Origin of the sequence: Streptomyces inhibens, from assembly GCF_003389455.1 — a bacterium.
Taxonomy (GTDB): Bacteria; Actinomycetota; Actinomycetes; order Streptomycetales; family Streptomycetaceae; genus Streptomyces; species Streptomyces inhibens.
In genome coordinates, this window is the sequence record NZ_QUAC01000049.1 from 22642 (window position 1) to 45841 (window position 23200).

Sequence of the window (23200 nt, forward strand, 5' to 3'; positions counted from 1 at the left end):
ACATTGGTCTGGACATGACCAACAGCTCTCACTACTCTGCGAGTTGGTCTAGACCGCGCATCACATCACATCGCGTCACTCACATCCCCTCACTCACCACACCCCCTCAGTCGCCACATCGCCTCACCTCACATCGCCTCACCTCACGTCACACAGCTCACGTCACACAGCTCACGGAACTCCCCCCACGTTCTTCAGGAGCGAAGCATGCGCAAAAAGCTCAGCGCTGCCGTGATCGGCCTCGGCGTCATCGGTGTCTCCCTGCTCTCGACGGGCAGCGCCTCCAGCCACGGCTACAGCGACGCACCCCCCAGTCGGCAGGCGCTCTGCGCCAATGGCACCGTCAAGGACTGCGGTGCGATTCAGTACGAACCACAGAGCGTCGAGGCCCCCAAGGGCTTCCCGGCCGCCGGCCCCGCCGACGGCAAGATCTGTTCCGGCGGACATGAGAACTTCGCCGAACTGGACGACCCGCGCGGCGGCAAGTGGCCCGGCACCAAGCTCTCCCCGGGGCAGGGCTACACCTTCACCTGGCGACTGACCGCACGTCACTCCACCACGGACTTCGCATACTTCATCACCAAGGACGGCTACGACCCCAGCAAGCCGCTCACCCGCGCCGACCTCGAACCCGAGCCGTTCATGACCGTCCCCATGGGCGGCGCACAGCCGGGTGAGACCGTCCAGCACCAGGGCACCGTTCCCACCCAGAAGTCCGGCCGCCACATCATCCTGGGCGTCTGGAACATCGCCGACACGGACAACGCGTTCTACGCCTGCTCGGACGTCGACCTCTCCTGACGCCCCCGCTCCACCGGGCAACGACGCCGACCACCCCTCCCGCCGGGCCTCCCCGCCTTCCCCCGGGGAGGCCTCGCCTTCCGTCCCCTGCCTGCCGTCCGCCCAACTGCTACGACCACGACTTCACCGCCTTGCGGCCCAAGAGACCGGCAATGGCTCCGGCCGGCGGCCAGCCCTGGGAATCTGACGCCACGTCAGCTACTCTCCGGCGCCATGGCAGCCAACGGCACCAGCAATGCCGGCACCATCGCCGAGCTCGTACGCGCCCAATGGGGCGACCACCGGATCGGAGCGAAGTACGGGGACCGTGCCCTCACCCACCATGAGCTTGCGGGCGGTGCTGCCGCGCGGGCGGCGTTGCTGGGGGAGCTGTTGCCGCGGGGAGCGGAGCCGCATCTCGGGGTACTGCTCGACAATGTTCCGGAATATCCGCTGTGGCTGAGCGCGGCGGCGCTCGCCGGGGCTGCCGTGGCCGGGATCAATCCCACCCGCCGCGGGCCGGAGCTCGCTCGTGACATCAGCCATACCGACTGCGCGCTGCTGATCACCGAGCGCGCCCACCTGCCGCTGCTGGCGGGTCTGGCTCTCCCCCTCCCGCCCGAGCGGGTCCTCGTCGTGGACGATCCGGCGTACGAGGAGCTGCTCGCGCCGTACGAGGGCACGCCGCCCGACCAGATCGCGGCCGGCTCCACCGCAGCCCGCCCGCCGACGCCCGACTCCCGGATGCTGCTCTACTTCACCTCCGGCTCCACCGGCGCACCCAAGGCCGCGCTCTGCTCCCAGGGCAGGCTGGCCGCCGCCGGCCACTCGCTGGTCGGGTATCTCGGGGTGCGGCGGGACGATGTGCACTACCTCTGTATGCCGATGTTCCACGGCAACGCCGTGATCGCCGGCTGGGCCCCGGCGCTCGCCGGCGGCGCCGCCCTCGCGCTGCGCCGCCGTTTCTCCGCCTCCGTCTTCCTCCCCGACGTACGCCGCTACGGGGCCACGTACTTCACCTACGTCGGCCGGGCCGTGCAGTATCTGCTCGCGACCCCGCCCGCCCCCGACGACCGGGACAATCCGCTGCGCACCGGCTTCGGCACCGAGGCGGGGACCGTGGACACCGCCCGCTTCGCCGAACGGTTCGGCGTCCGTCTGATCGAGGGGTACGGCTCCTCCGAGGGCGGCGCCGCGATCCAGCGGACGCCGGACACCCCGCCCGGCGCCGTCGGACGGCCCGCCCCCGGCGACGACCTCGCCGTCGTCGACCCGGAGACCGGCACTGAGCTGCCGCGCGCCCGCCTCGACCCGGCCGGCCGGCTGCTGAACGGGGAGCAGGCGATAGGAGAGCTGGTCAACCGCGGCCGCAGCTCCTTCGAGGGCTACTGGCGCAATCCCGGGGCGACCGCGGCACGCACCCGCGGCCGGGCCGAGGGGCGGGTCGGCGCGGGCTGGTACTGGACCGGGGATCTTTTCTTCCGGGACACCGACGGGTTCTTCCACTTCGCCGGGCGTACGGACGACCGGCTGCGGGTCGACAGCGAGAATCTCGCCGCCGCGATGATCGAGAACATCCTCGCCCGTTACGCCCCGGCCGCCGGCGTCGCCGTGTACGCCGTGCCCGATCCGGTCGCCGGGGACCAGGTCATGGCGGCCCTCGCCCTCCACGAAGGTGCCGTGTTCGACCCCGATGACTTCGCGGCCTTTCTTGCCGCCCAGCCCGATCTCGGTACGAAGATGGCGCCCCGGTTCGTACGGACGGTGGCGGCGCTGCCGGTGACTGCGACGAACAAGGTGCACCGGGTGGCCCTGCGGCGGGCCGGTTTCCGGTGCCCGGAGCCGGTCTGGTGGTCGCCGGTCACCTCCGCGGCCCGCACCACCGCTCCCGCCGGAAGCGGGTACCGCCCGTTCACCGACGAGGACCGGGTCGCTCTCCTGGCGCTGTATCGCGATCAGGGCCGTGCCCATCTCCTGGACCGATGATCCCCATGATCCCGATGAGTGATCGACGCACAACGAAATGGGCGCCCCCGGAGAACCGAGAACGCCCACTTCTATACGTGCGCCGCCAGGGACTCGAACCCCGGACCCGCTGATTAAGAGTCAGCTGCTCTAACCAACTGAGCTAGCGGCGCGCGCTGACGAAAGAAATACTACCTGGTCGAGAGGGGTGCTCATGACCACGGTGGGAACCACGTCAGATCGCCAGTGACAGCAGTACCGGCGCGGCCTTGCGGTTGAGGGTGTCGGCGGCCTGGCGCAGGCGGTGGGCGTGTTCGAGCGGCATGGACAGCGCGAGGCAGCCGACCGTCGAACCGGCGGTGATCGGTACGGCCGCGCAGACCGTACCGACGGCGTACTCCTGGAGGTCCAGGACGGGGACCGTGGGCGGCTGGCTGTCGAGCTTGTGGAACAGGACCTTCTCGTTGGTGATCGTCCGGGAGGTGAGCCGGGCGGTCTTGTGGCGGGAGAGGTGGTCCTTGCGGCCGTCGTGGTCGAGCTGCGCGAGCAGGCATTTGCCGACCGCGCTGGCGTGTGCCGTGCGGTGGAATTCGGCCCACTCGTTGACCTTGGGAGCCAGCGGTCCGTCGGCGTAGTGGAGGATCTTGACCTCGCCGTCGATGTACCGGCTGATGTAGACCGCCGCGCCGACCGAATCGCGCAGCTGGTCGAGGGTGAGTTGCAGCTTGTCGCGCAGGGCCCGGTCGCGGTCGCCACCGGATCCCAGGAGCAGTAGCGATTCGCCGACGACATACGCCCCGTCGGAGACCTGCTCGACATAGCCCTCGCGTCGGAGCATCGCCAGCATGTGGGCGAGCTGACCAGGGGACAGGCTGGTTTCGCGGGCGATCTGCACATCGGTCACGCCACCGGCGTGCCTGGAGATCGTTTCGAGCACGCGAAGTGCGTACTGCACCGAATGGAACGGCGCGGTCGGCTCGGGCTTCAGCGCCACGGTGTCCCCCTAGCAGGTTGTTACCGCTTGCGTCGTGGCCGTCGTTGGTGGTCACGGCCGACGCATGCGCGACCGCTCCCGGACAACGGGGCTGCTATCACGATAGCGGTCAACGGCCCTCGATGGAGGGGGTCTTGACTGAAAAGAGGTGGGCCTCGGTTTTCTGTACTGCGGCTTGAGACTGTGGCATATGCCAAGGTCACCGAGCCGGATACGCAGGGGTTTTGTGCCCCCGATGACACCCGGCCATCCCGGGGCGGGCCCCGGGAGCGCCTCTGGAGGGAGCGAAACCGGCCATTTCCCTGGCCGGTTCCGTGAGCGGTCCATCGGGAGCAGGCCACCCGGCCGGGATCGGCAACTCCCTTGTCCCACCCCGGTCATGAGGTGGTGTCGTGAGCGCCGCGCGGGCCGTCCGTGGTGCCGGTGTGCGGAAAGGGGAAAGGGTGGTGTGCCCCGACCCGATGAGGGGGGCACACCACCCGAATCCATCGCCTACCGTGCGCCGTTCACCGCGCGATACGCACGGCGTTCACAGCACCGCACTCAGGAATTCCCGGGTGCGCTCGTGCTCCGGCTCCGTGAAGATCTTTTCCGGGGAACCGGATTCGATGACCCGGCCGGCGTCGAACATCAGCACATCGTCGGAGATGTCCCGGGCGAAGTTCATCTCGTGGGTGACGCACAGCATCGTGATGTCCGTGGTGTGCGCGATGTCCCGCAGCACGTCCAGCACTCCGGCCACCAGCTCCGGGTCGAGCGCGGAGGTCACCTCGTCCAGCAGCAGCACCTGCGGGCGCATCGCCAGCGCCCGGGCGATGGCGACCCGCTGCTGCTGGCCGCCGGAGAGCTGGGTGGGGTACTTGTCGAGGTGCTCGGTCAGGCCCACCAGGTCCAGCAGTTCGCGGGCGCGCTCCTCGGCGGCGTCCTTGTCCAGGCCGAGGACGTGCACCGGGGCCTCGGTGATGTTCCGCAGCACCTTCATGTTCGGGAAGAGGTTGAACTGCTGGAACACCATGCCGATGTTCTTGCGGACCTCGCGGATGTGCTTCTCCCCGGCCGGTACGAGCTTGCCGCCCTTCTCCTCGTGCATCAGATACTCGCCGCCGACCTTGATGGTGCCCTCGTCCGGCTTCAGCAGCGTCATCAGCAGCCGCAGAATCGTGGTCTTGCCGGATCCGGACGGGCCGATGAGGGTGACGTGCTTGCCCGAGGAGACGGTGAAGTCCAGCGAGTCGAGGACCGTGTTGGACCCGAACCGCTTGGTGACCTTGTCGAAGCGGATCAGCTCGGTGCCATCCACCCCGGGGTTGGCGGTTTCTTTCGAGGGGGTGCTGTCAGCGGACAAGGCGACGCTCCAGAGCTCGCAGAAGGAGAGAGGTGGGGTAGGAGATGACCACGAAGAGGATGCCGACGACGGTGATCGGCTCCAGGTAGTCGAAGGTGGTGGCGCTGATGCTGTTCGCCTGGAAGAGCATGTCGGCAACGGTGATACCGGCCAGCAGCGGCGTGTCCTTGAACATCGCGATGACGTAGTTGCCGAGCGCGGGCACCACCCGGCGGAACGCCTGCGGCAAGATCACCGCGGTCCAGGTGCGCCGGCGCGGCAGGCTCAGCGCCGTGGCGGCCTCCCACTGGCCGGGCGGGACGCCGTCGATGCCGGCGCGGTAGACCTCGGCGGTGTACGTCGAGTAGTGCAGGCCCAGGCCGATGACACCGGTGGTCAGCGGCGCGAAGGTCAGCCCCCAGGCCGGCAGGACGAAGAACAGGAAGAACAGCTGCACCAGCAGCGGGGTGTTGCGGATGAACTCGACGACGATGCTGACCGGCCAGGTCACCCACCGGCTCGGCGAGCGCAGGGCCAGCGCCCACACCAGCCCGAGCGCGAAGGCCACCAGTGAGCCGTAGATCGTGGCCTGGACGGTGATCCACAGCCCTTTGAGGAGGTCGGGCATGATCTCGCCGACGTAGCTCCATGACCAGTTGTTCACGGCTTTCCTCCGGTGGCCAGCGCCTCGGGGCCCTGCTTCTCGACGGGCAGCTTGCGGGAGAACCAGCCCTCGCCCTTGGGTACCGCCCGGCCGATCGAAGCCTTGGCGCGGCGCTCCAGCACCCGCATGATCCGGGTCATCACGAACGCGACCACGAAGTACAGGACGAGGATGATTCCGTAGACCTGGGCGCTCTGGCCGGTCGACAGCCGGGCGAGCTTGGCCTGGAAGGTGAGCTCGCCGATGGACAGCAGCGACGCCAGCGCGGTGCCCTTGAGCAGCTCGATCAGCAGGTTGTTGAACGGCGGCATCATCTCGGGCACGGCCTGCGGCAGGATCACCTTCTGCAGCCGCTGCCAGGGTGAGAAGCTCAGCGCGATGGCCGCCTCACGCTGGGCGGGCGCCACCGCCTGGATGGCGCCGCGGACGATCTCGGAGCCGTACGCCCCGTAGGACAGGCCCAGTGCCAGGGTGCCCGCCCAGATGCCGACGAGCTGCCAGCCCAGCAGCGGCAGCGCGAAGAACAGCCAGAACATCAGCACCAGCGCCGAGGTGCCGCGGAAGAATTCCACGTACACACCCGACAGGAAGCGGACGGTCTTGAACCGCGAGGTACGGGCCAGTCCGATGCCGAAGGCGACTGCGGCGGCCAGGGCGGCGCTGTAGACCATCAGCTGGATGGTGATCCACAGTCCCTTGAAGAAGAGTTCCCAGAGCGCTCCGGTCACTTTTTGCAGAGCTCCTTCGCGGTGAGGTCGGTCATGAACTCCTTGGTGAAGCCGTAAGGCCGGGCGATACGCAGGAGTTCGCCGCTCTTCTTCATCTTCTGGAGCTCGCGGTTGAAGGCGTCGCGCAGCTTGGTCTCGCCGATCCGGAAGCCGTATCCGCCGCCGTCCCGCTGGGGTTTCCCATGGACCTCCGGCGTGAACGGCCGGGTCATCGTCACCTTGGGGTGCTGGCCGGTCTTCAGCGCCTCGATCATGGTCAGCGCAGTGCCGGCGAAGGCGTCGATACGGCCCGCCTCCAAAGCCTCCATTCCGGCGATCTGATCGCCGTACGTCTGGATGGCGCTCTTCTTGACGCCGTTTCCGACCGCGTAGTCGATCTCCGCATAGCCGATTCCGGAGCCCATCCGGAAATTGCCCTTGGCGATATCCGCATACGAGTTGATCTTCTTCGGGTTTCCCTTGAGTACGAGGAAGGCGTCCTTGTTCTCGTAATCCGGGTCGGAGAAGAGTACCGCCGCGCAGCGCGCTTTGTTGATGAACATGCCCGCGACGATCACGTCGTACTGGAACGAGTGCAGACCGGGCACCAGCGCACCGAATTCGACCGGTACCGGCTCGAAGTTCTTGATCCCCAGCCGCCGGAAGATCGTCTTGGCGACCGCGGGCGCCTCACCGGTCAGCTCGCCCTTGCTGTTGATGGAGGCATAGGGCGGCTCACTGGCGATTCCCATGCGTACGGTGCCCTTGCGGCGCAGATCGTCGAGCAGATGTCCGCCGTCCGTCGCCCCGGAGACGTCGACCCGTGAGCACCCCGTGGCCGCTCCCACCGCACCCGCTGCGCCGAGCGCCGCTACCCCCGCGAGCAGCGAGCGGCGGCGGATGCCGCTTGTCGATTTTCTTTTGATCACTGTGGTGTTCTCCTGTGGTGGAGCCATGGGCGCGCGGCTACCCGAACGCCTCACACATATGCCGATCGTTTCCGGCCCTTGAGGTAAGCGCCGCGGAGTTGTTCCGTACGTCGGTATTGCCCACCTACGATCGGGACATGACCGATCGCTTCATCGAAGTCACCCTGGACAAGCGCGGCGTGAGCTGCACGGCCAAGTTGCTCGACGACCGCGCGCCGATCACCTGCAATGCCGTATGGGACGCCCTCCCGCTGGGCGGCGACGTTTACCACGCCAAATACGCCCGCAACGAGATCTACACCCTGGTTCCGCCGTTCGCTCCCGAGGAGCCGCCGCTGGAGAACCCGACGATCACCCCGATCCCCGGCGATCTGTGCTATTTCACCTTCAGCGACACCCAATTGGGTACCAAGTCCTACGGATACGAGAGCCAGGCCAAGCACCAGGGCCGCGCCACCGTCGTCGATCTCGCGCTGTTCTACGAGCGCAACAATCTGCTGATCAACGGTGACGCGGGCTGGGTCCCCGGCATCGTGTGGGGCAGCGTCGTCGACGGCCTGGACCGGATGGCCGACGCCTGCCAGGACCTGTGGCGGGCCGGCGCCCTGGGGGAGACGCTCAACTTCCGGCGGGTCTAAGGCCTGGAGGCAGGGGGCGCGGGGATCTCCGCGGCCCCCGCCTCGTAGAGGGCGTGCGCGACGCGCAGCACCAGCGCGTCCGCGTGCCTCGCCCCGATCAGCTGGACGCCGATCGGCAGCCCGTCGCCGTCCACCCCGCAGGGCACGGTCGCGGCCGGCTGCTGGGTGAGGTTGAAGGGGTAGGTGAACGGCGTCCAGCCCGTCCAGCGGGTGTGGCCCGATCCGGACGGGACCTCCGCGCCCGCCTCGAAAGCGGTGATCGGCTCGGTCGGTGTCACCAGCAGGTCGTAGGCGCTGTGGAAGCGGCCCATCGCCTGCCCGAGCGCCATCCGCGTATCGACCGCCGCCAGATAGTCCAACGCGCTGTAACGGGCGCCCTGCTCGCAGATCTCCCGCAGCCCCGGGTCCAGCAGTTCGCGGTCCGCCTCGCCCAGATGCTGCACCACCCGCGCCGCGCCGCTGAACCACAGCGTGTGGAACGCCTCCACCGGGTCGGCGATGTCCGGGTCGATCTCCTCGACGTACGCGCCGAGCCCGGCGAGCGTGTCGACGGCCCCGCGCACCGCCGCGGCGACCTCCGGAGCCACCGGCACGTCCCGGCCGAGCGACGGGCTGTAGGCCACCCGCAGCCCGGAGACCGGACCGGCCAGCGCCGCCCGGAACGAACCGGCGGCCGGTCCCAGCTGCGACCAGTCCCGCCAGTCCGCGCCGACGATCACATCCATCATCAGCGCCGCGTCCGCCGCGTCCCGGGTCATCGGCCCGACATGCGCCAGCGTCCCGAACGGGCTCGCCGGATACAGCGGCACCCGCCCGTAGGTCGCCTTGAGCGCGAAGATCCCGCAGAAGGACGCCGGGATACGGACCGAGCCGCCGCCGTCCGTGCCCAGGCTCAGCGGCCCGGCGCCCAGCGCCACCGCCGCCGCACTGCCTCCGCTGGAGCCGCCCGCGGTGCGCCCAGGGTCGTACGGATTGCCCGTCACCCCGTGCCGCGGACTGTCGGTGACACCCTTCCAGCCGAACTCCGGGGTGGTCGTCTTGCCGACGAACACCGCACCGGACTCCCGCAGCCGGGCCACCGACGGCGCGTCCTCCTCCCACGGCCCCTCGGCCCGCACCGTCCGTGAACCGCGCAGCGTCGGTGTGCCCCGGGTCAGGATCAGATCCTTGACGGTGACCGGCACCCCGTCCACCGGACCGGCCGGATCCCCGGCCCGCCAGCGCTCCGCCGACTCCTTGGCGCTCGCCAGCGCCTCGTCCGCGTCGATCAGGGTGAAGCAGTTGGTGGCGGCCTGGGCGGCCTCGGCGCGCTCCAGGACCGCCCGGGTGACCTCGACGGGGGAGAACTCGCCGGCCGCGTACCCGGCCGTGAGGCGGGTGGCGCCGAGGTCGGCGAGGTGGGTCGGTTCGGTGGTCATGCGTCCTCCGAGCGTTGGCCGCCCCGGGCGGGACGGCGGGCGGGGGCGGAGCTGCCGCGCCGTGGCCCGGCAGCGCGCGCCGTCACTGCACCGGTACGTACCCGAGCCGCTTGTCGACGAGGTTGTGCAGCGGCTCGCCGGCCGCCCACCGGTCGAAGTTGTCCTGGAACTGCTCGGCGAGCGCGTCCCGCCAGCCCAAGGTGTCGCCGCTCATGTGCGGTGAGACGATCAGATGCGGCACGTCCCACAGCGGGCTGTCCGCAGGCAGCGGCTCCTGCTCGAAGACGTCCAGCGCCGCCGCCGCGATCCGCCATTCGCGCAGCGCCGCGACCAGGGCGTCCTCGACGACCAGCGGCCCGCGCCCGACATTGATGAACCGGGCCCGCGACGGCATCCGGGAGAACGCCGCCTGGTCGAAGAGGCCGCGGGTGGCGTCGGTCAGGGGCGCGGCACAGACGACCCAATCGGCGTGCGGCAACAGGCCGTTCAGCGCGTCACTCGCATGTACGAGACCGAATTGCGGGTCGTCCGAGCGCTCCCGGCGGCCGACCAGATCGACCTTGACACCCAGTGCCAGGAGGGTGGCGCCGATGGCCCGGCCGATCGGACCGGAGCCCACCACGACCGCCCGGGTGCCGGCCAGCCGCAGCGTCTCGCGATGCTGCCAGCGCCGCTGCCGCTGGAGCTCCCAACTTCCGTAGAGGTCCTTGGCCATGGCGATCACCAGCCCGGCGACGTACTCGGCGATCGGCTGCTCGAAGACGCCGCGGGCGTTGGTCACCAGGGTGTCGTCGGCGATCAGCGCGGGGCACAGCAGCTGGTCCACGCCCGCGCTCGCGGTGTGCACCCACCGGGGTTTGGGCCCCTTCTCGGGCCATGCCGCCCGGATCGCATCGGAGGTGAAGTCCCAGGCCAACAGCACGTCGGCGGTGGGGAGTCGGTCGGCCAGTGAGGCCTCGTCGGTGAAGATCACCCGGGCCCGGCCGGTCAGCCGGTCGAGCTTCGGCGGCGGGTCGGAACCAAGGACGAGGACGGTGCTTTCGGACATAGGCCAGAAACCGTTCTGAAACGTGAGCCCCCTTCACTGAAAGGAGGGCGCCGACAGATGCCTGAGATGCGAGGATTGACCACGCTAAGAAGTCGTATCTACCGTGTCAACAACGGCTCTGTCCCGACGTCCCGGCTTGCTCCGGCTGCTCCTCATCCCCGGCCACTGGCCTGGCCAATCCAGCCCTTCGTTTCTAGGGGCCTTCAATGGACGTCTCCTTTCTGGGTGGTCCCCAGCCACAGCTCGGCGTGGGCGTTGTCGCCCCTTTTGACTTCGCGCTCGATCGCGAGCTGTGGCGCTGGGTGCCCGACGATGTATCCCTCCACCTCACCCGAACCCCTTTCGTGCCCGTCGAGGTCAGCCTCGACCTGGCCCGTCTGGTCAGCGAGCACGAAACGCTGGACGCTGCCGTCCAGGCGTTGTGCGCGGTATCACCGCAGGTCATCACGTACGCCTGCACCTCCGGCAGCTTCGTCGGCGGTGTGGCGGGAGAGCGGGCCATGTGCGCCGCCATGGCCCAGGCGGGGGAGGTTCCCTCCCTCACCACATCGGGCGCGCTGATCGAAGCGTTGCGCGAGATCGGCGCACGGCGCATCGCCGTGGTCACGCCCTATACGAAATCGGTCACCGACTCCCTGGAGGACTATCTCGGTGAGGCGGGCATCACGGTCACCGGCCGCGCCTACCTCGGGCTGACCCGGCACATCTGGAAGGTGCCCTACCGCGACGTCGTCGACATGGCCCGCGCGGCCGTCGTCGGCGCCGCCGACGCACTCTTCATCAGCTGTACCAACCTGCCCACCTACGACGTCATCCCGCAGCTGGAGGCCGAGCTGCGGATGCCGGTGCTGTCCGCCAATCAGGTCACGATGTGGGCAGCGCTGCGCGCCATCGGCGTCCAGGCGGTGGGCCCGTACCAGGCGCTGCTCGATCCGGTGGCGCGCCGCGGCCCGGCCGCGATGACCGGGTCGGAGCCGGCAGGGCCGGGTGACGGAGGGCCGCGGGTGACCCCCGAGGCCGCCTTCGCCGGGCCTCCCGCGCCCCCGGAGGGGGAGCCGCTCGACGGCATCGATCCGCCGCCGTATCCGCCCGAGGATCCGGGACCGCTGCCCCCGGTGTGAGGCCGGTCCGAACCCGACCCCTCCCCGGAACGCTGCCGGCGTCGTCCCGCTCGCCGGCAGCGCTTCTCCCCACCCGCACCGCACCACCCGTGAACGCACCCGCACCCACGAACGCCCCGGCACCCGCAGCCGTACACGCAAGGGAGACCCGCATGGCATCGGTCGGCTTCCTCTACCCCGGCCACTCCGCGGAGGACGACTACCCCCGGCTCGAAACGCTCCTGGGCGGCGCGGTCCGCCTGCCGCTCGTCCACACCGACATCGGCGAGGACGCCCACCGGGTCGACGCGCTGCTGGAGATGGGCTCCGCCGCGCGGCTGGCGGCCGGCGTCGCCGAGCTCAAGGAGCGCGGCGCCGAGGCCGTCGTATGGGCCTGTACGAGCGCCAGCTTCATCTTCGGCTGGGAGGGCGCGCGCGTTCAGGTCAGGGAGCTGTCCGCCACCGCCGGCCTGCCCGCCTCCAGTACGTCCTTCGCCTTCGCGCATGCCATCCAGGCGCTCGGCGCCCGACGGGTCGCGATCGCCGCCACCTACCCCGCCGATGTGGCCGAGTACTTCCACGCGTTCTTGAAGTCCGCCGGTACGGAGGTCGTCTCGACCCGCGGCAGCGGCATCATCACCGCCGCCGAGGTCGGCACGTGGGGCCGCGAGGAGGTGCTGGCGCTCGCCCGCGCCGGTGACCATCCGGACGCCGAAGCGGTGCTGCTGCCCGACACCGCCCTGCACACCGCCGAGCATCTGCCCGCGCTCGAAGCGGAGCTGCGCAAGCCGGTGCTCACCGCCAATCAGGTGACGGCCTGGGAGGGGCTGCGGCTCCTGGACCGCACGCTGTCCTGCCCGGAACTGGGCACCCTCTTCTCGCGGACCGGGAGCTGACCCGGGAATAAGCGGAGATTCTCTCCGGTTGTCCTCCTCGCAGACCAGCGACGCGAGGAGGACCCGCACCGTGAGCGGCGAAGACGACCAGACCCGGGGCAGTGGCGAGGCGATCGAGGACGGCAAGGACGGGATACGGGGCGCCGCCCGGGGCAGCGCGCCCGTGCCGCTGTCGGTGCTCGACCTGGTGACGGTCGGCGCCGGCCACACCGCCTCCGATGCGGTGCGCACCGCCGTCGACATCGCCCGTACGGCCGAACGCCGCGGCTTCCACCGCTACTGGGTCGCCGAGCACCACTCCATGCCCGGCGTCGCCTCCTCCTCACCCGCGGTGCTGCTCGCCCACCTCGCTGCGCACACCGAGCGCATCCGCCTCGGCTCCGGCGGCGTCATGCTGCCCAACCACGCCCCGCTGGTCATCGCCGAGCAGTTCGGCACGCTGGAGGCGATGGCCCCCGGCCGGGTCGACCTGGGCCTGGGCCGCGCGCCGGGCACGGACGGCGCCACCGCCGCGGCGCTGCGGCGCACGGACCGGCTGCCCGAGGGCGCGGAAGAATTCCCCCAGCAACTGGCCGAGTTGACCCGTTTCCTGGACGACTCCTTCCCCGACGGCCACCCGTACGCCAAGATCCACGCGGTCCCCGGCCCGGTCCAGGCCACCTCGCCCGGCGGCGTCCAGTCCGCGCACCGGCCGCCCCTGTGGCTGCTGGGCTCCTCCGGCTTCAGCGCCCGGCTCGCCGGCTCCCTCGGCCTGCCGTTCGCCTTCGCGCACCACTTCTCCGCGGCCAACACCGTTCCCGCGCTGGACCTCTACCGCGCGTCGTTCCGCCCCTCCGAGGTGCTCTCCGAGCCGTACGCCCTGATCGGGGTCGCGGCGCTGGCCGCCGAGGAGGAGCGCGAGGCCCGCCGCCAGGTCATGACCGGCGCGCTGTCCATGGTCCGGCTGCGCACCGGCCGCCCCGGCCTGGTCCCCAGCCCGGAGGAGGCCGAGGCGTACCGCTTCAACGAGTTGGAGCGGGGCTTCGTCGACAGCTGGCTCGGCAATGTCGTCCACGGCACCCCGGACGCCGTCCGCCAGGGCCTGGACGATCTCGCCAAGCGCACCGGCGCCGACGAACTGATGATCACCGCCAACGCGCACGGCGGCGCGGCCCGGCTGAGGTCCTACGAGCTGATCGCGGACGCGTACGGCCTGCCGCGAGGCTAGGGCGGCGGCGTACGTTGGCTGACTGCCGTCGTTGATTCCGCCGGACCCTCGCCGTGGTGGTGCTGCGCCGTCGCGGCGGGAAATTTCTTCCGCCGCGCAGGCGTTCAGCCGTCGGTGCGCCGTCCCGCGACGAGAAGCGCCTCGACGCGGTCGGGGGCGACCGGGCGGGAGTAGAGCCAGCCCTGGCCGGTGTCGCAGCCGATGCGGCGGAGGCGTTCGGCCTGTTCGGCGCTCTCCACGCACTCGGCGGTGACGGTCAGACCCAGTCGGTGCGCCAGCGCCACCAGGGCTTCCACGATCATCTCGTCCGCCGGGTTCGGATGCTCCTGCGAGCGGAAGCCGCGGACGAAGGAGCCGTCCAGCTTCAGCACGGACACCGGAAGGCGGCTGAGGTAGGCGAGGTTGGAGTAGCCGGTGCCGAAGTCGTCGATGGCGATCCGTACGCCCATGTCGCTGAGCGCCTGCAGCGCCTGCAGCGGCCGGCCGGCCGAGCCCATCACCGCCGACTCGGTCAGCTCCAGCTGGAGCAGCCGCGGCGGCAGCCCGGTCTCGGCGAGGATCCCGGCCACGTCCGCGACCAGGTCGGAGTCCCACACCTGACGTACGGCCACATTGACGCTGACGAACAGCGGCTCGTCACCGGGGTGCGCCAGCTGCCAGGCGCGTGCCTGGTAGCAGGCCCGTTCCAGGACCCAGCGGCCCAGCTCGACGATCGCGCCGTTCTCCTCGGCCAGCGCGATGAACCGATTCGGCGACAGCGTCCCGAACTGCGGATGCCGCCAGCGCACCAGCGCCTCCACGCCCTGCGCCCGGCCGTCACCCAGTCCGACCAGGGGCTGGTACTCCAGGGTGAATTCACCGCGGTCCACGGCCGGCCGCAGCGTGCTGGACAGCGCCTGCCGGGTCATCCGGTGGGCGTTGCGCTCCGGGTCGAAGAGCGTCCAGCGGGCTTTGCCGTCCTCCTTGGCCCAGTACAGCGTGGTGTCCGCGGCCTGCATCAGACCGGTCGCGGTGGTGCCGGTGGCGGCCCGCTCCACGACGCCGATGCTCGCCGACACCGACAGCCGCTGCCCGGCCAGGTCGAACGGGCGCTGCAACGCGTCCAGCACGCACTGGGCCAGCTCGGCCAGCTGCTCGGTTCCGGTGGAGTCCTCCACCAGAAGGGCGAATTCATCACCGCCGAGCCGCGCCACCAGATGCCCGCCGCGGCCCGCCCCGCGGTCCGCCGCGCTCTCCGCGCAGCGCATCAGACGCTGCGCCACCGCGCTCAGCAGCCGGTCGCCGACGCGGTGCCCGAGGGTGTCGTTGACGGCCTTGAAGCCGTCCAGGTCGAGGTAGCACAGCCCGATCCGGCCGGTGCCGGACGGTTCGAATGCGGCGGTCTCCAGCGCGGTGGAGAGCCGCTCGAAGAACAGCGCGCGGTTGGGCAGCCGGGTCACCGGGTCGTGCATCTGCAGATGCCGCAGCCGGGCCAGCAGATCGTGCCGGTCGCTGATGTCCGCGACCGACAGCAGCATCCGCTCCTCACCGCTGAGCGGCTCCGGCGTCAACGGCTCGACTGTCACTTCCACCCATACGGAATGCCCCTCGGGGTGTTTGAGGCGGCGGGTGCAGCGCAGCCGGTCGCTGCGGCCGCACAGCACCTCGCGGTAGGCGGTCCACACCCGCGGGTCCGCGCCGAGGTCGGTGAGGTCCGCGGCGGTGGCCGCGACCAGCTCGTCCGGGTCGGTGCCGACCAGCTCGCCGAAGGCCGGGTTGGCGGCCAGGACCAGGCCGTCGCGGTTGAGGACGGCCATCGCCAGGCGCCCGGCGTGGAAGGCGGCGCGATAGTCGCCGAGCGAGGCGGCATCGTCGTCGCAGGGGCTGCTGGGGGTGTGCCGGGTCTCGGCGGATTCTTTGGTCGTAACGTTACGCTCCGTCACTGAGGGCAGCGTCGCTCCGGGCATGCGGCCCGGGCTGTCGGGGTGTCCGCTCACTGCTCGCTCCCGCATGGCGCTTGTCTCGTGATGGAGGGTGGACCTCGCGCTGGAAAGTGTGGCGATCATAGAGGCTGGCACGACGGCCGATCCAGCGACGCAGCCGTGATCGTCCGTGCGCATGACGGAACTTCAGCCATTTCTGTCCGTCTCTGTTCGTGACGATTGCCCCGTTGGTCGTTTGTGACTTTCCGTTACGGGGCGGCTGAGACTCGCCGGTCACTCTTCTGGACCTTCAAAACAGGACGAATAGCATTAAATCGCCACAGGGTAGATGAGGTCTCCGAATCCGTCCCTGGAGGTATATGTGCCGCGCGCCCGGACGCCTGACGGGGTGGACCGCCGCCTGCGGCGCGTGGCTGCTGTCGTCACGTCCCTGAGCGCCCTCATCGCGACGTCCATCGTCGCCGGACCGGCCACCGCCTCCGAGGCCGCCCTCTCCTGCGCGCTGGGGCGCACCGACGCACACCACTCCGAAGGTGTCGACGGCTGGAACGACGCCTATCCGCGCCCGGACCGCCAGATCAACGCCGTCATGATCTTCCTGTCCTTCCCGGATTCCCGGCCGCTCGCCGCCCCGCAGCAGCTCTCCCGCGACTACTTCCCCGCCACCTCGGGCTTCTTCCAGCGCGCCTCCTACGGCGCCTTCCGGCTGCGCCCGCACATCCACCACGCCTGGGTGCGGATGCCGCGTACGTCCACCGCGTACGGCATACAGCGCGACTGGGACGCCGGCCGGCGCGCGGCCTACCTGCGGGACGCGGTGGCCGCCGCCGATCCGTCGGTGGACTTCGGTCGCTACGACGTGGTCTATTTCGTCGCCGATCCGGAAGCACCCGGTGTCGATTCGGACGCGACCAAAGTCGTCAACCTCGAACACNTCGTCGCCGATCCGGAAGCACCCGGTGTCGATTCGGACGCGACCAAAGTCGTCAACCTCGAACACCCGATGCACGCCGACGACCACGATCTGCGCCGGTTCGTCACCGTCTTCGAGCAGAGTCCGCCCGACCGCAATGTCCTCGCCCACGAGACCGGACACGTCTTCGACCTGCCGGACCTCTACCACCGGCCGGAGAACGGCAAGGGTGACTGGGACACCTACGTCGGCGACTGGGACCTCATGGGCAGCCAGTTCGGCCTGGCACCGGATTTTTTCGCCTGGCACAAGTGGAAGCTCGGCTGGATCGCCGACAACCAGGTTGACTGCGTCGATCTGGCCGGCCCCACCATGCACTCGCTGCGCACGCTGTCCGCGCCGAAGGAGTCCCGCGGCCAGCGCCGCCCGCGGCTCCTGGTGGTCCGTACCGGGCCCGACAGTGCGCTCGCCATCGAGGCACGCGGTGCCACGGGTAACGACCGCTCGCTGTGCACCGAAGGCGTCCTGGTCTATCGCGTGCACAGCGAGACCCCCTCCGGATCGGGGCCCGTACACGTCCTCGACGGGCACCCCGGCACCTCGGCCTGCTGGGGCACCTCCGTCTACCCGCCGCTCGCGGACGCGCCGCTGGGCGTGGGGGAGAGCATGGACGACGGCGAGGACGGCGTACGCATCCAGGTCGAGGGGCGGTCGAGCGACGGGGACTGGGCGGTCAAGGTGGGGCGCGGCTGACGGCTCCGGACGTGCACGGAAATCACGCGCACGGAACATCACGCGCACGGAAAATGCGGACATGACGAAGGCCCCCACCGGAGTGAGGGCCTTCGACTGTCTGTGCGCCGCCAGGGACTCGAACCCCGGACCCGCTGATTAAGAGTCAGCTGCTCTAACCAACTGAGCTAGCGGCGCCTGCTGACGGGGAAAACATTAGCATCCTGATCGGGGAGGACAAAAATCGGTTTGTCGCAGCCCTACGAGAGCACCGAAACAGGGTGCTGAGCTGCGGCTTCGCGCTCGTAACCGGCCACCGAGCGGGCCGCGCGGACACAGGCCCACAGCAGTACGTCGGGGCCGGGCAGCCAGGGGTTGCGGACGTCCGGGGCCACCAGCCAGCGGGAGACGGCTGGGCCGACCGGGTCATCGAACGCCGGAAGGGCGCCGTTCGCGCGCGCGTCGTCGGCCGTGCCGGGGCGGGGGTGCAGCGGCGGGACGGTCACCGCGTCGCCGCTGCCGTGGCACAGCAGCGGCGGGACGGCCGCGGCCCACTCCTCCCAGACGAGCAGCGCGGGCAGCCGCTGGGCCGTGCCCGGCGCGGCGAACAGCAGGATCCGGCCGCGGTGCGCCGCGACCGGACCCGAGCCGGGGCCGTCGGACCATAAGCGGTCCACCATCCGCCGCCCGAAGAGCGCCGGGGCGTTGATCACGTCGAAGGCGGAGCCGCAGGGCAGCACGCCGGGCGTGGCCGGTTGGGTGGCCCACAGTGCGTGCATCTCGTCCGGATCAGGGCTGGCGGAGGCGAGCCATTCGGCTCCCGCGAGCGTGACATATGCGGCGGTGGGAAAGGCCAGGGTGCGGGGGGTCTCGGGCAGCCAGTCGCTCATGGGGACAGGTCTACCGATGCGAGGTGCAGCGGCTTGGCTGATTGCCGGAAACCGGGACAGGGCCGGGCGGGGGCGGGTATCTTGCCCGCTCGCATATGCCAGCGGCTCATGGTCATGGACCATGAGCCGTAGTGAGGCGTGTGAGGTGGGTGTGAATCGGCGGATGTGTCGGTGGGTGGGATCCGGCCTACGAGCTCGGGCCTACCGCTCGGGCCTACGAGGTCCTGCCTATGAGGTCCGGCCAACGGGACCGGCGACCGGTCATTCCATGTCGCCCAGCAGGGTGCTGCCGCTCCGCATCAGGCTGCGGCCGAACTCGACCATCTTCTGTGCGTAGTCCTCGGTCCACTCGGCCTGCTCGGCGAGCACGGCCAGCGGCAGCCGGTCGAACCGGCTGGGGTCGGCCAGCTGGGCCGCGGCCAGCGCCTGGAACTCCGTGGCCCGGTCGGCCGCGGCGCGGAAGGCCAAGGTCAGCTCCGTGGCGCGGCTGAGCAGCTCGCGCGGGTCCTCTATGGACTCCAGGTCGAAGAAGTGCTCGGGGTCGGCAACGGCCTCGGGTGGCTCGAAGAGCAGTTGCGCGGGCTTCATGCGCCGTGGTCTCGGCGCCGTACCACGTGGGTCGGGAGCCGGTCGCGGCTCGGACATGTACCTACCTCCAGATCGTGTGCCGCATTCCATTGTCCCGCCCTGCGCAAGGGGGCCTGAAATCTCCGTTCGTCCCGGGGCGGCCGGGGGAGTGTGGCGATGATGCGACCGTAGGCCGCGCCGCCCACCGGCGACGTGTGGCCGCGGCACTACGGACGCCATACGACGCGATGTTCGTTCAGATGCGCCAGCACGGAGTGATTGGCCTCCCAGCCGTCCGGGAATTTGATCGTGACGCCCAGACGGACCGGCTCCGTCGAAGGGTGCTCGTCCAGCAGGTCGGCGACGCCCGCGCGGCACACCACGATGCAGGCATGGCGATGGCGGGAGGCGAGGACGCACAGCCGGCCGGTTTCCAGGTGGAAGGCGGTGGCATCGGGGCGGCCGGAGAGCGGGTGCAGGACGACCGTGACATCGAACTCGCGGCCCTGGAGACGGTTGGCGGTGTCCACCGCGACACCGGTCACGCCCAGGCCGGCGAGCGCGGTACGGACGGCCGCCGCCTGATCGCGATGGGCCGTGCCGACCGCGATCCGGCCGGACGTGAGGGGCACCGGGTCGGCGGTCCCGCCGGCCGACGCCGGGGATTCGCTGGTCGCGGCGCCGCCCCGGTCCAGCAGCCGGCGCACCACCTGGGCCACCGCACGCACCGCCTCCGGATCCGTACGCGGCGTATGGCGGGCGGGGAGCTCCAGCAGGCCCCAGCCGGACTCGGCGGCCTCGTCCAGGACACGGTCCACGCCCGAGCCGTCCCCCGGCACGCCGAACGCCAGCCGGCGGTCGCCGTGGCCGGTGCCGCTGCGGAACGGGGTGTACGGATAGAACGCGGCGGAGACCAGCGGCGCGGCCGAGGCGGGCAGCCGCCAGGAGACCGGCAGCCGGTGCTGCGGCAGATCGGGATTGTGGGCCAGGAGCGTGGACACCGCGCTCGACGAGGGGTCGTACGCCAGCCCCGCCCACTGCTCGGCGCCGACCACGCTGAAGGGATCCAGCTGGCCGGGGTCGCCGACGAACAGCGCCCGCTCGAAGAGCCCGGCGACGCTCAGCAGCGCATCGGAGCGCATTTGGTAGGCCTCGTCCACGATGGCGTGCCGCCAGGGCTCGTCGACCTTGGTGTAGGCCCATTTCGCGGCCGTCGAGACGACGACGTCCATCCCGGCCAGATCGGCGATCTTCGCGGACGTACGGACCGCGGGCAGCTCGGCCAGCACCGGGTCGAACGCGCCGGGCTCGCTGCTGTGCAGCCGGCCGACCGGCAGCTCGGGGTCCTTTCCGGCGAGCCGAAGGACGAGATCGTCGACCTGGGCGTTGGTCTGCGCCACCACCATCAACGGGCGGCCCGCGGCGGCCAGTTCGCGGGCCGCGCGGACCACGAGAGTGGACTTTCCGGCGCCGGGCGGGGAGTCCACGACCACGCCGCGCCTGGTGCCGTGCAGCGTGTCGCGCAGGATCGCGTCGGTCGCCGCGGCGGCCGACGCGGCGGGGTCGAAGGGCCGGTTAGTGGTGGACCGGGGGTCCTGAGTGGCCGTCATACGGCGGTGTTCTCCAGGGCGGTCGAGTGCCGGGCGCGGATCACAGGAAGTCCTCCGCGGTCACGGGGTCGGGGGCGGCGTGCGGCGGGTCCCCGGGGGCGGGCGGCGGGCCGCCGTGGGTCCAGGGGATGTCCTCGGGGTCCGGCAGCTCCGGGCCGCCGCGCGGGGCGTGCTCGAACAGCGTCCAGCACACCACGTCGGCCGGCTCCGGCACCGAACCGGGCTCCGGCGTCTTCCCGCGCCCCATCCCGCCCGTCAGCCGCACCACCAGCACACCCGGCTCCTCGGCCGCGTGGGCCACGAACTCGCCGGGTTGGGTCCTGCCGTCCGCCAACGGGCGGTAGAGCTTGGCGCCCTCGGCCAGATGGGGGTGGTCGGCCGTGCGGAGCGTGACCAGCGGGCGCGGCATCGGACGCCGGCCCTCGGACATGGCCATCTCGACATCGGTGACCGTGCCCTGGAACGCCTCGCCGGCCAGCCGGCGCCCCGCCATCACCAACGGGTCGTCCAGCGCTTCCTGGGCGTCCAGTTGGGCCTGCGCGCTCTCCCGCGCGGACAGCTTCTGCGCGGCGGTGACCGCGTCGTCCTGCTTGGGCTGCGGCGGCTCCCCGGCGCGCACCCGGTCGCGGTGCGCCGTGTACGACCAGCGGTCACGCTTCCAGCGGTCGGCGACCCGCGCGCCCACCGGGAGCGCACGCAGCAGATCGATGCCCTGCCACACGGCGTCCCAGGTCGGCCGCAGCTGACCCTCGACGAGGGTGCGCAGCTCGTCCTCGGCGCCCGGCAGCCCGGCGTCGTAACGCGCCATCGCCGGGGCGAGCAGCCGGTTGTCGAACGCCGGGTCGGTGGCCGGGCCGGCCGGCGGACAGAGCAGCTGCCCGGCCGCGTCACGCGCCGACTCCGCGCGCTCGGCCGCCTCCCGGCCCGACAGCCCCGGCGGCGGGTCGATCCAGGCCAGCAGCGCGCCCAGATGCTGGTCCTCCAGCACGCTCTGCCCACTGGCCCAATGGCGGGTCAGCAGGCCCGTCATGGACAGCAGCAGACCGGCGCCCGGGACCCGGGCCCGCTCGCCGAAATGGGTCAGCCAGCGGCCCAGCAGCGGGACATGCGGCGGCGCGGGAAACGGCGCCTCCGGCTCCTGCTCGGCCGTCCGCCGAAAGCGCATCGAGCGGCCCAGCAGCCGTACGTACTCGATGCCGGCGGCGCTCGGCACGATCAACTGCGGTGCGTCCGCGCACAGTTCGACCTGCACCGGGACTTTCTTGCCGGTCTCCGGGTCGGTCTCCTTGCGCTCCTCCCACTCGATGGCGTCGGCGAAGCCGTCCACATACGGCAGTACCGTCTCGGCCAGCTCGGCGAGGAACGCGAACCGCAGATCGCGGTCGCGCGGCTGCGGAACGGCCAGCAGCGCCGGCTTCTCGCGGTCCGTGCCGACCAGCGCGCCCAGCGGGGCGCCGGCCTCGCCCGCCGTCGTCAACGGGACGAAGACCAGCGGACGTTCGGACAGATGGCGGTGGCGGACCGTGCACCGCGGCCGGGCGCGGCCGGCCGCCGCCGCCTCTATCCTGGCCAGCGTCTCGATCAGCGACATCCCGCCTCCTTCGTCCGCTGCGGCGGCACCGCGGTGCCCGCCAGCGCCTCGGCACGCAGCGCGGCGGCCCGGCGCAGCGCGACCACGGCCGGATCGTCCGGATCGGCGGCCCCGAGGCCGCTCGCGCCCTCCGGGCCGGCCGCCGCCAGCACCTCCTCGATGGTGCCCAGCCCGCCCAACTCGCCCCGTACGCCGCGCCCCAGCGCCTCCACCGCGCCGTCCTGACGGGACCGCTTACGGCAGTGGAAGGCCAGCTCGCAGGCGGCCAGGCATTCGGGGGCGTAGGCCGCGTCGACCGTCTCGACGGCCTTCGCCAGCTCCTCGGGCGGACGGGTCGCCGTCCCGTCGTCGGTGAGCCGCAGGTCGAAGGTGGTCTCAGCCGGCAGGGTGGCGGCGATCTCCTCGACCCGGGTGAGGCGGGCCAGCTGCCGGCGGGTCGTGGCCAGCTGCTTGCGGACGTCGACGGCCGCGGCCGTGGGGAGGTTGGAGAAGTCCTTCGGGCAGACCAGCAGCACCCGGTCGCGGACCTGGACCGCGCGGCCGGTGTGCGCGCCGACATGACCCGCGACCGGCTCCAGGGCCAGCACATAGACCGCCGCCTGGCGCGCGGCGGCGCCCACCTTGGCGGCGTCCGCCGAACCGTCGATCATCGGGAAGGACTTGATCTCGACGACCGTCCAGCTGCCGTCCGGATGCACCACCACCGCATCCGGCTCCACATAGGCCGGCGAGCCGGCCACCTCGACGGCCAGCATCGGATGGTCCAGCAGCGCCCAGCCGCCGGCCGCGGTCGCCTCGCGCAGCGCCAGCGCCGTACGGGCCGCCCGGCCCTCGGGACCGGCCGCGGACAGATCGGGGGTGGCGACCGTCTCCGGCTCGGGCGGCGGGGTACCGGGCGCCAGGCGCTCGTGCAGCAGCCGCAGCAGCTCCGTGCCGCCGTCGCCCTTGACCCGGGCCTCGAACGCATTGCCCCGGACTATCGCGAACTGCGACTGGCCGTATGCCGCGGGCGAACCCAGCGCCTGGGCCAGCGCGCCCTTGTCGATGCCCGCGCCGTCCAGCAGCGCGCGGCGCCGGCAGCCGGGGTTGGCGGCCAGCGCGGCGAGCGCGCGGGCGTCCAGGGAGCGGGGGCGAACACCGGGACCGCGCAGCTCGGTGAGCCTCCCCCAGCTAACGCTGGGAGGTGCCCCCACCCGCAGGCTCGGCGTCGGCATCGGCGGCGCCCCCGGAGGGGCGGCCGACGCGGGTCGACTGTCGCGGGAAACGTTCACCTGCGGAAGTCTCGCATCCGGCACTGACATGCGG

General features: G+C 71.1%; 19 protein-coding genes, 2 tRNA genes and 2 pseudogenes. 8 read left to right on the forward strand and 15 right to left on the reverse strand.

Annotated elements, in window-relative coordinates; genetic code table 11:
- Positions 1-207: 207 nt before the first annotated feature.
- The gene (locus DY245_RS07180) at positions 208-801 is read left to right on the forward strand and encodes a lytic polysaccharide monooxygenase auxiliary activity family 9 protein (RefSeq protein WP_128504678.1); all 594 of its coding nucleotides are present in this window, start codon (positions 208-210) and stop codon (positions 799-801) included.
- A 213-nt stretch (positions 802-1014) separates the two neighbouring features.
- Positions 1015-2766: an AMP-binding protein gene (locus DY245_RS07185; protein WP_128504680.1), complete on the forward strand. Its 1752-nt coding sequence runs from the start codon at positions 1015-1017 to the stop codon at positions 2764-2766.
- 78 nt (positions 2767-2844) lie between these two features.
- Here the strand turns inward: DY245_RS07185 and DY245_RS07190 are convergent.
- The 6 genes from DY245_RS07190 to ehuB form a co-directional block, all read right to left on the reverse strand.
- A tRNA-Lys gene (locus DY245_RS07190) sits at positions 2845-2918 on the reverse strand.
- A gap of 62 nt (positions 2919-2980) precedes the next feature.
- Complete coding sequence (locus DY245_RS07195; RefSeq protein WP_128504682.1) at positions 2981-3739, reverse strand: IclR family transcriptional regulator; 759 nt, start codon at positions 3737-3739, stop codon at positions 2981-2983.
- Positions 3740-4268: 529 nt separating this feature from the next.
- Positions 4269-5084, reverse strand: a complete 816-nt coding sequence (gene ehuA / locus DY245_RS07200; RefSeq protein ID WP_181923558.1) for an ectoine/hydroxyectoine ABC transporter ATP-binding protein EhuA — start codon at positions 5082-5084, stop codon at positions 4269-4271.
- Positions 5074-5691 carry an ectoine/hydroxyectoine ABC transporter permease subunit EhuD gene (gene ehuD / locus DY245_RS07205; RefSeq protein ID WP_238577721.1) on the reverse strand — a complete coding sequence of 206 codons (618 nt, stop codon included), beginning with the start codon at positions 5689-5691 and terminating at the stop codon, positions 5074-5076. Before ehuD ends, ehuA begins: the two co-directional genes overlap by 11 nt.
- Before the next feature lie 32 nt (positions 5692-5723).
- Positions 5724-6455, reverse strand: coding sequence for an ectoine/hydroxyectoine ABC transporter permease subunit EhuC (gene ehuC, locus DY245_RS07210; protein WP_128504686.1), 732 nt, complete (start codon positions 6453-6455; stop codon positions 5724-5726).
- Entirely contained in the window at positions 6452-7390 is a 939-nt protein-coding gene (gene ehuB / locus DY245_RS07215) for an ectoine/hydroxyectoine ABC transporter substrate-binding protein EhuB (RefSeq protein WP_128504688.1), read from the reverse strand. The genes ehuC and ehuB overlap by 4 nt, the downstream gene beginning before the upstream one ends.
- 110 nt (positions 7391-7500) lie before the next feature.
- Here ehuB and DY245_RS07220 point away from each other — a divergent pair, with 110 nt between their 5' ends.
- Positions 7501-8001, forward strand: coding sequence for a DUF3830 family protein (locus DY245_RS07220; RefSeq protein WP_128504690.1), 501 nt, complete (start codon positions 7501-7503; stop codon positions 7999-8001).
- On the opposite strand, the gene DY245_RS07225 is transcribed toward DY245_RS07220, so the two are convergent.
- Both DY245_RS07225 and DY245_RS07230 read right to left on the reverse strand, forming a co-directional pair.
- On the reverse strand, positions 7998-9419 hold the full coding sequence (locus tag DY245_RS07225) for an amidase (RefSeq protein WP_128504692.1): 1422 nt from the start codon (positions 9417-9419) through the stop codon (positions 7998-8000). The genes DY245_RS07220 and DY245_RS07225 overlap by 4 nt on opposite strands.
- Before the next feature lie 82 nt (positions 9420-9501).
- A complete protein-coding gene (locus tag DY245_RS07230; protein ID WP_128504694.1) occupies positions 9502-10467 on the reverse strand; it encodes a D-2-hydroxyacid dehydrogenase in 966 nt (321 codons plus the stop codon).
- Between the two features lie 206 nt (positions 10468-10673).
- On the opposite strand from DY245_RS07230, the gene DY245_RS07235 reads away from it, so the two are divergent.
- The 3 genes from DY245_RS07235 to DY245_RS07245 all read left to right on the forward strand — a co-directional run bounded on the left by DY245_RS07235 (position 10674) and on the right by DY245_RS07245 (position 13670).
- A complete protein-coding gene (locus tag DY245_RS07235) occupies positions 10674-11588 on the forward strand; it encodes a maleate cis-trans isomerase family protein (RefSeq protein ID WP_128504696.1) in 915 nt (304 codons plus the stop codon).
- 152 nt (positions 11589-11740) lie between these two features.
- On the forward strand, positions 11741-12463 hold the full coding sequence (locus DY245_RS07240; protein WP_128504698.1) for a maleate cis-trans isomerase family protein: 723 nt from the start codon (positions 11741-11743) through the stop codon (positions 12461-12463).
- 70 nt (positions 12464-12533) lie between these two features.
- On the forward strand, positions 12534-13670 hold the full coding sequence (locus tag DY245_RS07245) for an LLM class flavin-dependent oxidoreductase (RefSeq protein WP_128504701.1): 1137 nt from the start codon (positions 12534-12536) through the stop codon (positions 13668-13670).
- Positions 13671-13774: 104 nt separating this feature from the next.
- On the opposite strand, the gene DY245_RS07250 is transcribed toward DY245_RS07245, so the two are convergent.
- Positions 13775-15592, reverse strand: coding sequence for a putative bifunctional diguanylate cyclase/phosphodiesterase (locus tag DY245_RS07250; RefSeq protein WP_128504704.1), 1818 nt, complete (start codon positions 15590-15592; stop codon positions 13775-13777).
- A 361-nt stretch (positions 15593-15953) separates the two neighbouring features.
- On the opposite strand from DY245_RS07250, the pseudogene DY245_RS45935 reads away from it, so the two are divergent.
- Positions 15954-16526, forward strand: a pseudogene (locus tag DY245_RS45935) (M6 family metalloprotease domain-containing protein); the annotation flags it as partial.
- A 1-nt stretch (position 16527) separates the two neighbouring features.
- A pseudogene (locus DY245_RS45940) lies at positions 16528-17258 on the forward strand (M6 family metalloprotease domain-containing protein); the annotation flags it as partial.
- Between the two features lie 103 nt (positions 17259-17361).
- Here DY245_RS45940 and DY245_RS07260 read toward each other — a convergent pair.
- The 6 genes from DY245_RS07260 to DY245_RS07285 form a co-directional block, all read right to left on the reverse strand.
- Positions 17362-17435, reverse strand: a tRNA-Lys gene (locus DY245_RS07260).
- A 62-nt stretch (positions 17436-17497) separates the two neighbouring features.
- Positions 17498-18127, reverse strand: coding sequence for a bifunctional DNA primase/polymerase (locus DY245_RS07265; protein WP_128504708.1), 630 nt, complete (start codon positions 18125-18127; stop codon positions 17498-17500).
- A gap of 261 nt (positions 18128-18388) precedes the next feature.
- The gene (locus DY245_RS07270) at positions 18389-18772 is read right to left on the reverse strand and encodes a hypothetical protein (protein ID WP_181923559.1); all 384 of its coding nucleotides are present in this window, start codon (positions 18770-18772) and stop codon (positions 18389-18391) included.
- A 149-nt stretch (positions 18773-18921) separates the two neighbouring features.
- Positions 18922-20304, reverse strand: a complete 1383-nt coding sequence (locus DY245_RS07275) for an AAA family ATPase (RefSeq protein ID WP_128504713.1) — start codon at positions 20302-20304, stop codon at positions 18922-18924.
- A 40-nt stretch (positions 20305-20344) separates the two neighbouring features.
- Positions 20345-21895, reverse strand: a complete 1551-nt coding sequence (locus tag DY245_RS07280) for a hypothetical protein (protein WP_128504715.1) — start codon at positions 21893-21895, stop codon at positions 20345-20347.
- Positions 21886-23196 (reverse strand): hypothetical protein, encoded by a 1311-nt coding sequence (locus tag DY245_RS07285; protein ID WP_425329354.1) that lies wholly within the window; start codon positions 23194-23196, stop codon positions 21886-21888. Before DY245_RS07285 ends, DY245_RS07280 begins: the two co-directional genes overlap by 10 nt.
- Positions 23197-23200 lie beyond the last annotated feature (4 nt).

Bases quoted from the DNA above. Each gene is read 5' to 3' on its own strand.
- ehuB (WP_128504688.1), bottom strand. From the start codon at position 7,390: ATGGCTCCACCACAGGAGAACACCACAGTGATCAAAAGAAAATCGACA.
- DY245_RS07275 (WP_128504713.1), bottom strand. From the start codon at position 20,304: ATGACGGCCACTCAGGACCCCCGGTCCACCACTAACCGGCCCTTCGAC.
- DY245_RS07240 (WP_128504698.1), top strand. From the start codon at position 11,741: ATGGCATCGGTCGGCTTCCTCTACCCCGGCCACTCCGCGGAGGACGAC.
- DY245_RS07265 (WP_128504708.1), bottom strand. From the start codon at position 18,127: ATGAGCGACTGGCTGCCCGAGACCCCCCGCACCCTGGCCTTTCCCACC.
- DY245_RS07220 (WP_128504690.1), top strand. From the start codon at position 7,501: ATGACCGATCGCTTCATCGAAGTCACCCTGGACAAGCGCGGCGTGAGC.
- DY245_RS07270 (WP_181923559.1), bottom strand. From the start codon at position 18,772: ATGTCCGAGCCGCGACCGGCTCCCGACCCACGTGGTACGGCGCCGAGA.
- DY245_RS07185 (WP_128504680.1), top strand. From the start codon at position 1,015: ATGGCAGCCAACGGCACCAGCAATGCCGGCACCATCGCCGAGCTCGTA.
- DY245_RS07230 (WP_128504694.1), bottom strand. From the start codon at position 10,467: ATGTCCGAAAGCACCGTCCTCGTCCTTGGTTCCGACCCGCCGCCGAAG.
- DY245_RS07180 (WP_128504678.1), top strand. From the start codon at position 208: ATGCGCAAAAAGCTCAGCGCTGCCGTGATCGGCCTCGGCGTCATCGGT.
- DY245_RS07285 (WP_425329354.1), bottom strand. From the start codon at position 23,196: ATGTCAGTGCCGGATGCGAGACTTCCGCAGGTGAACGTTTCCCGCGAC.
- DY245_RS07235 (WP_128504696.1), top strand. From the start codon at position 10,674: ATGGACGTCTCCTTTCTGGGTGGTCCCCAGCCACAGCTCGGCGTGGGC.
- ehuD (WP_238577721.1), bottom strand. From the start codon at position 5,691: ATGCCCGACCTCCTCAAAGGGCTGTGGATCACCGTCCAGGCCACGATC.
- DY245_RS07280 (WP_128504715.1), bottom strand. From the start codon at position 21,895: ATGTCGCTGATCGAGACGCTGGCCAGGATAGAGGCGGCGGCGGCCGGC.
- DY245_RS07225 (WP_128504692.1), bottom strand. From the start codon at position 9,419: ATGACCACCGAACCGACCCACCTCGCCGACCTCGGCGCCACCCGCCTC.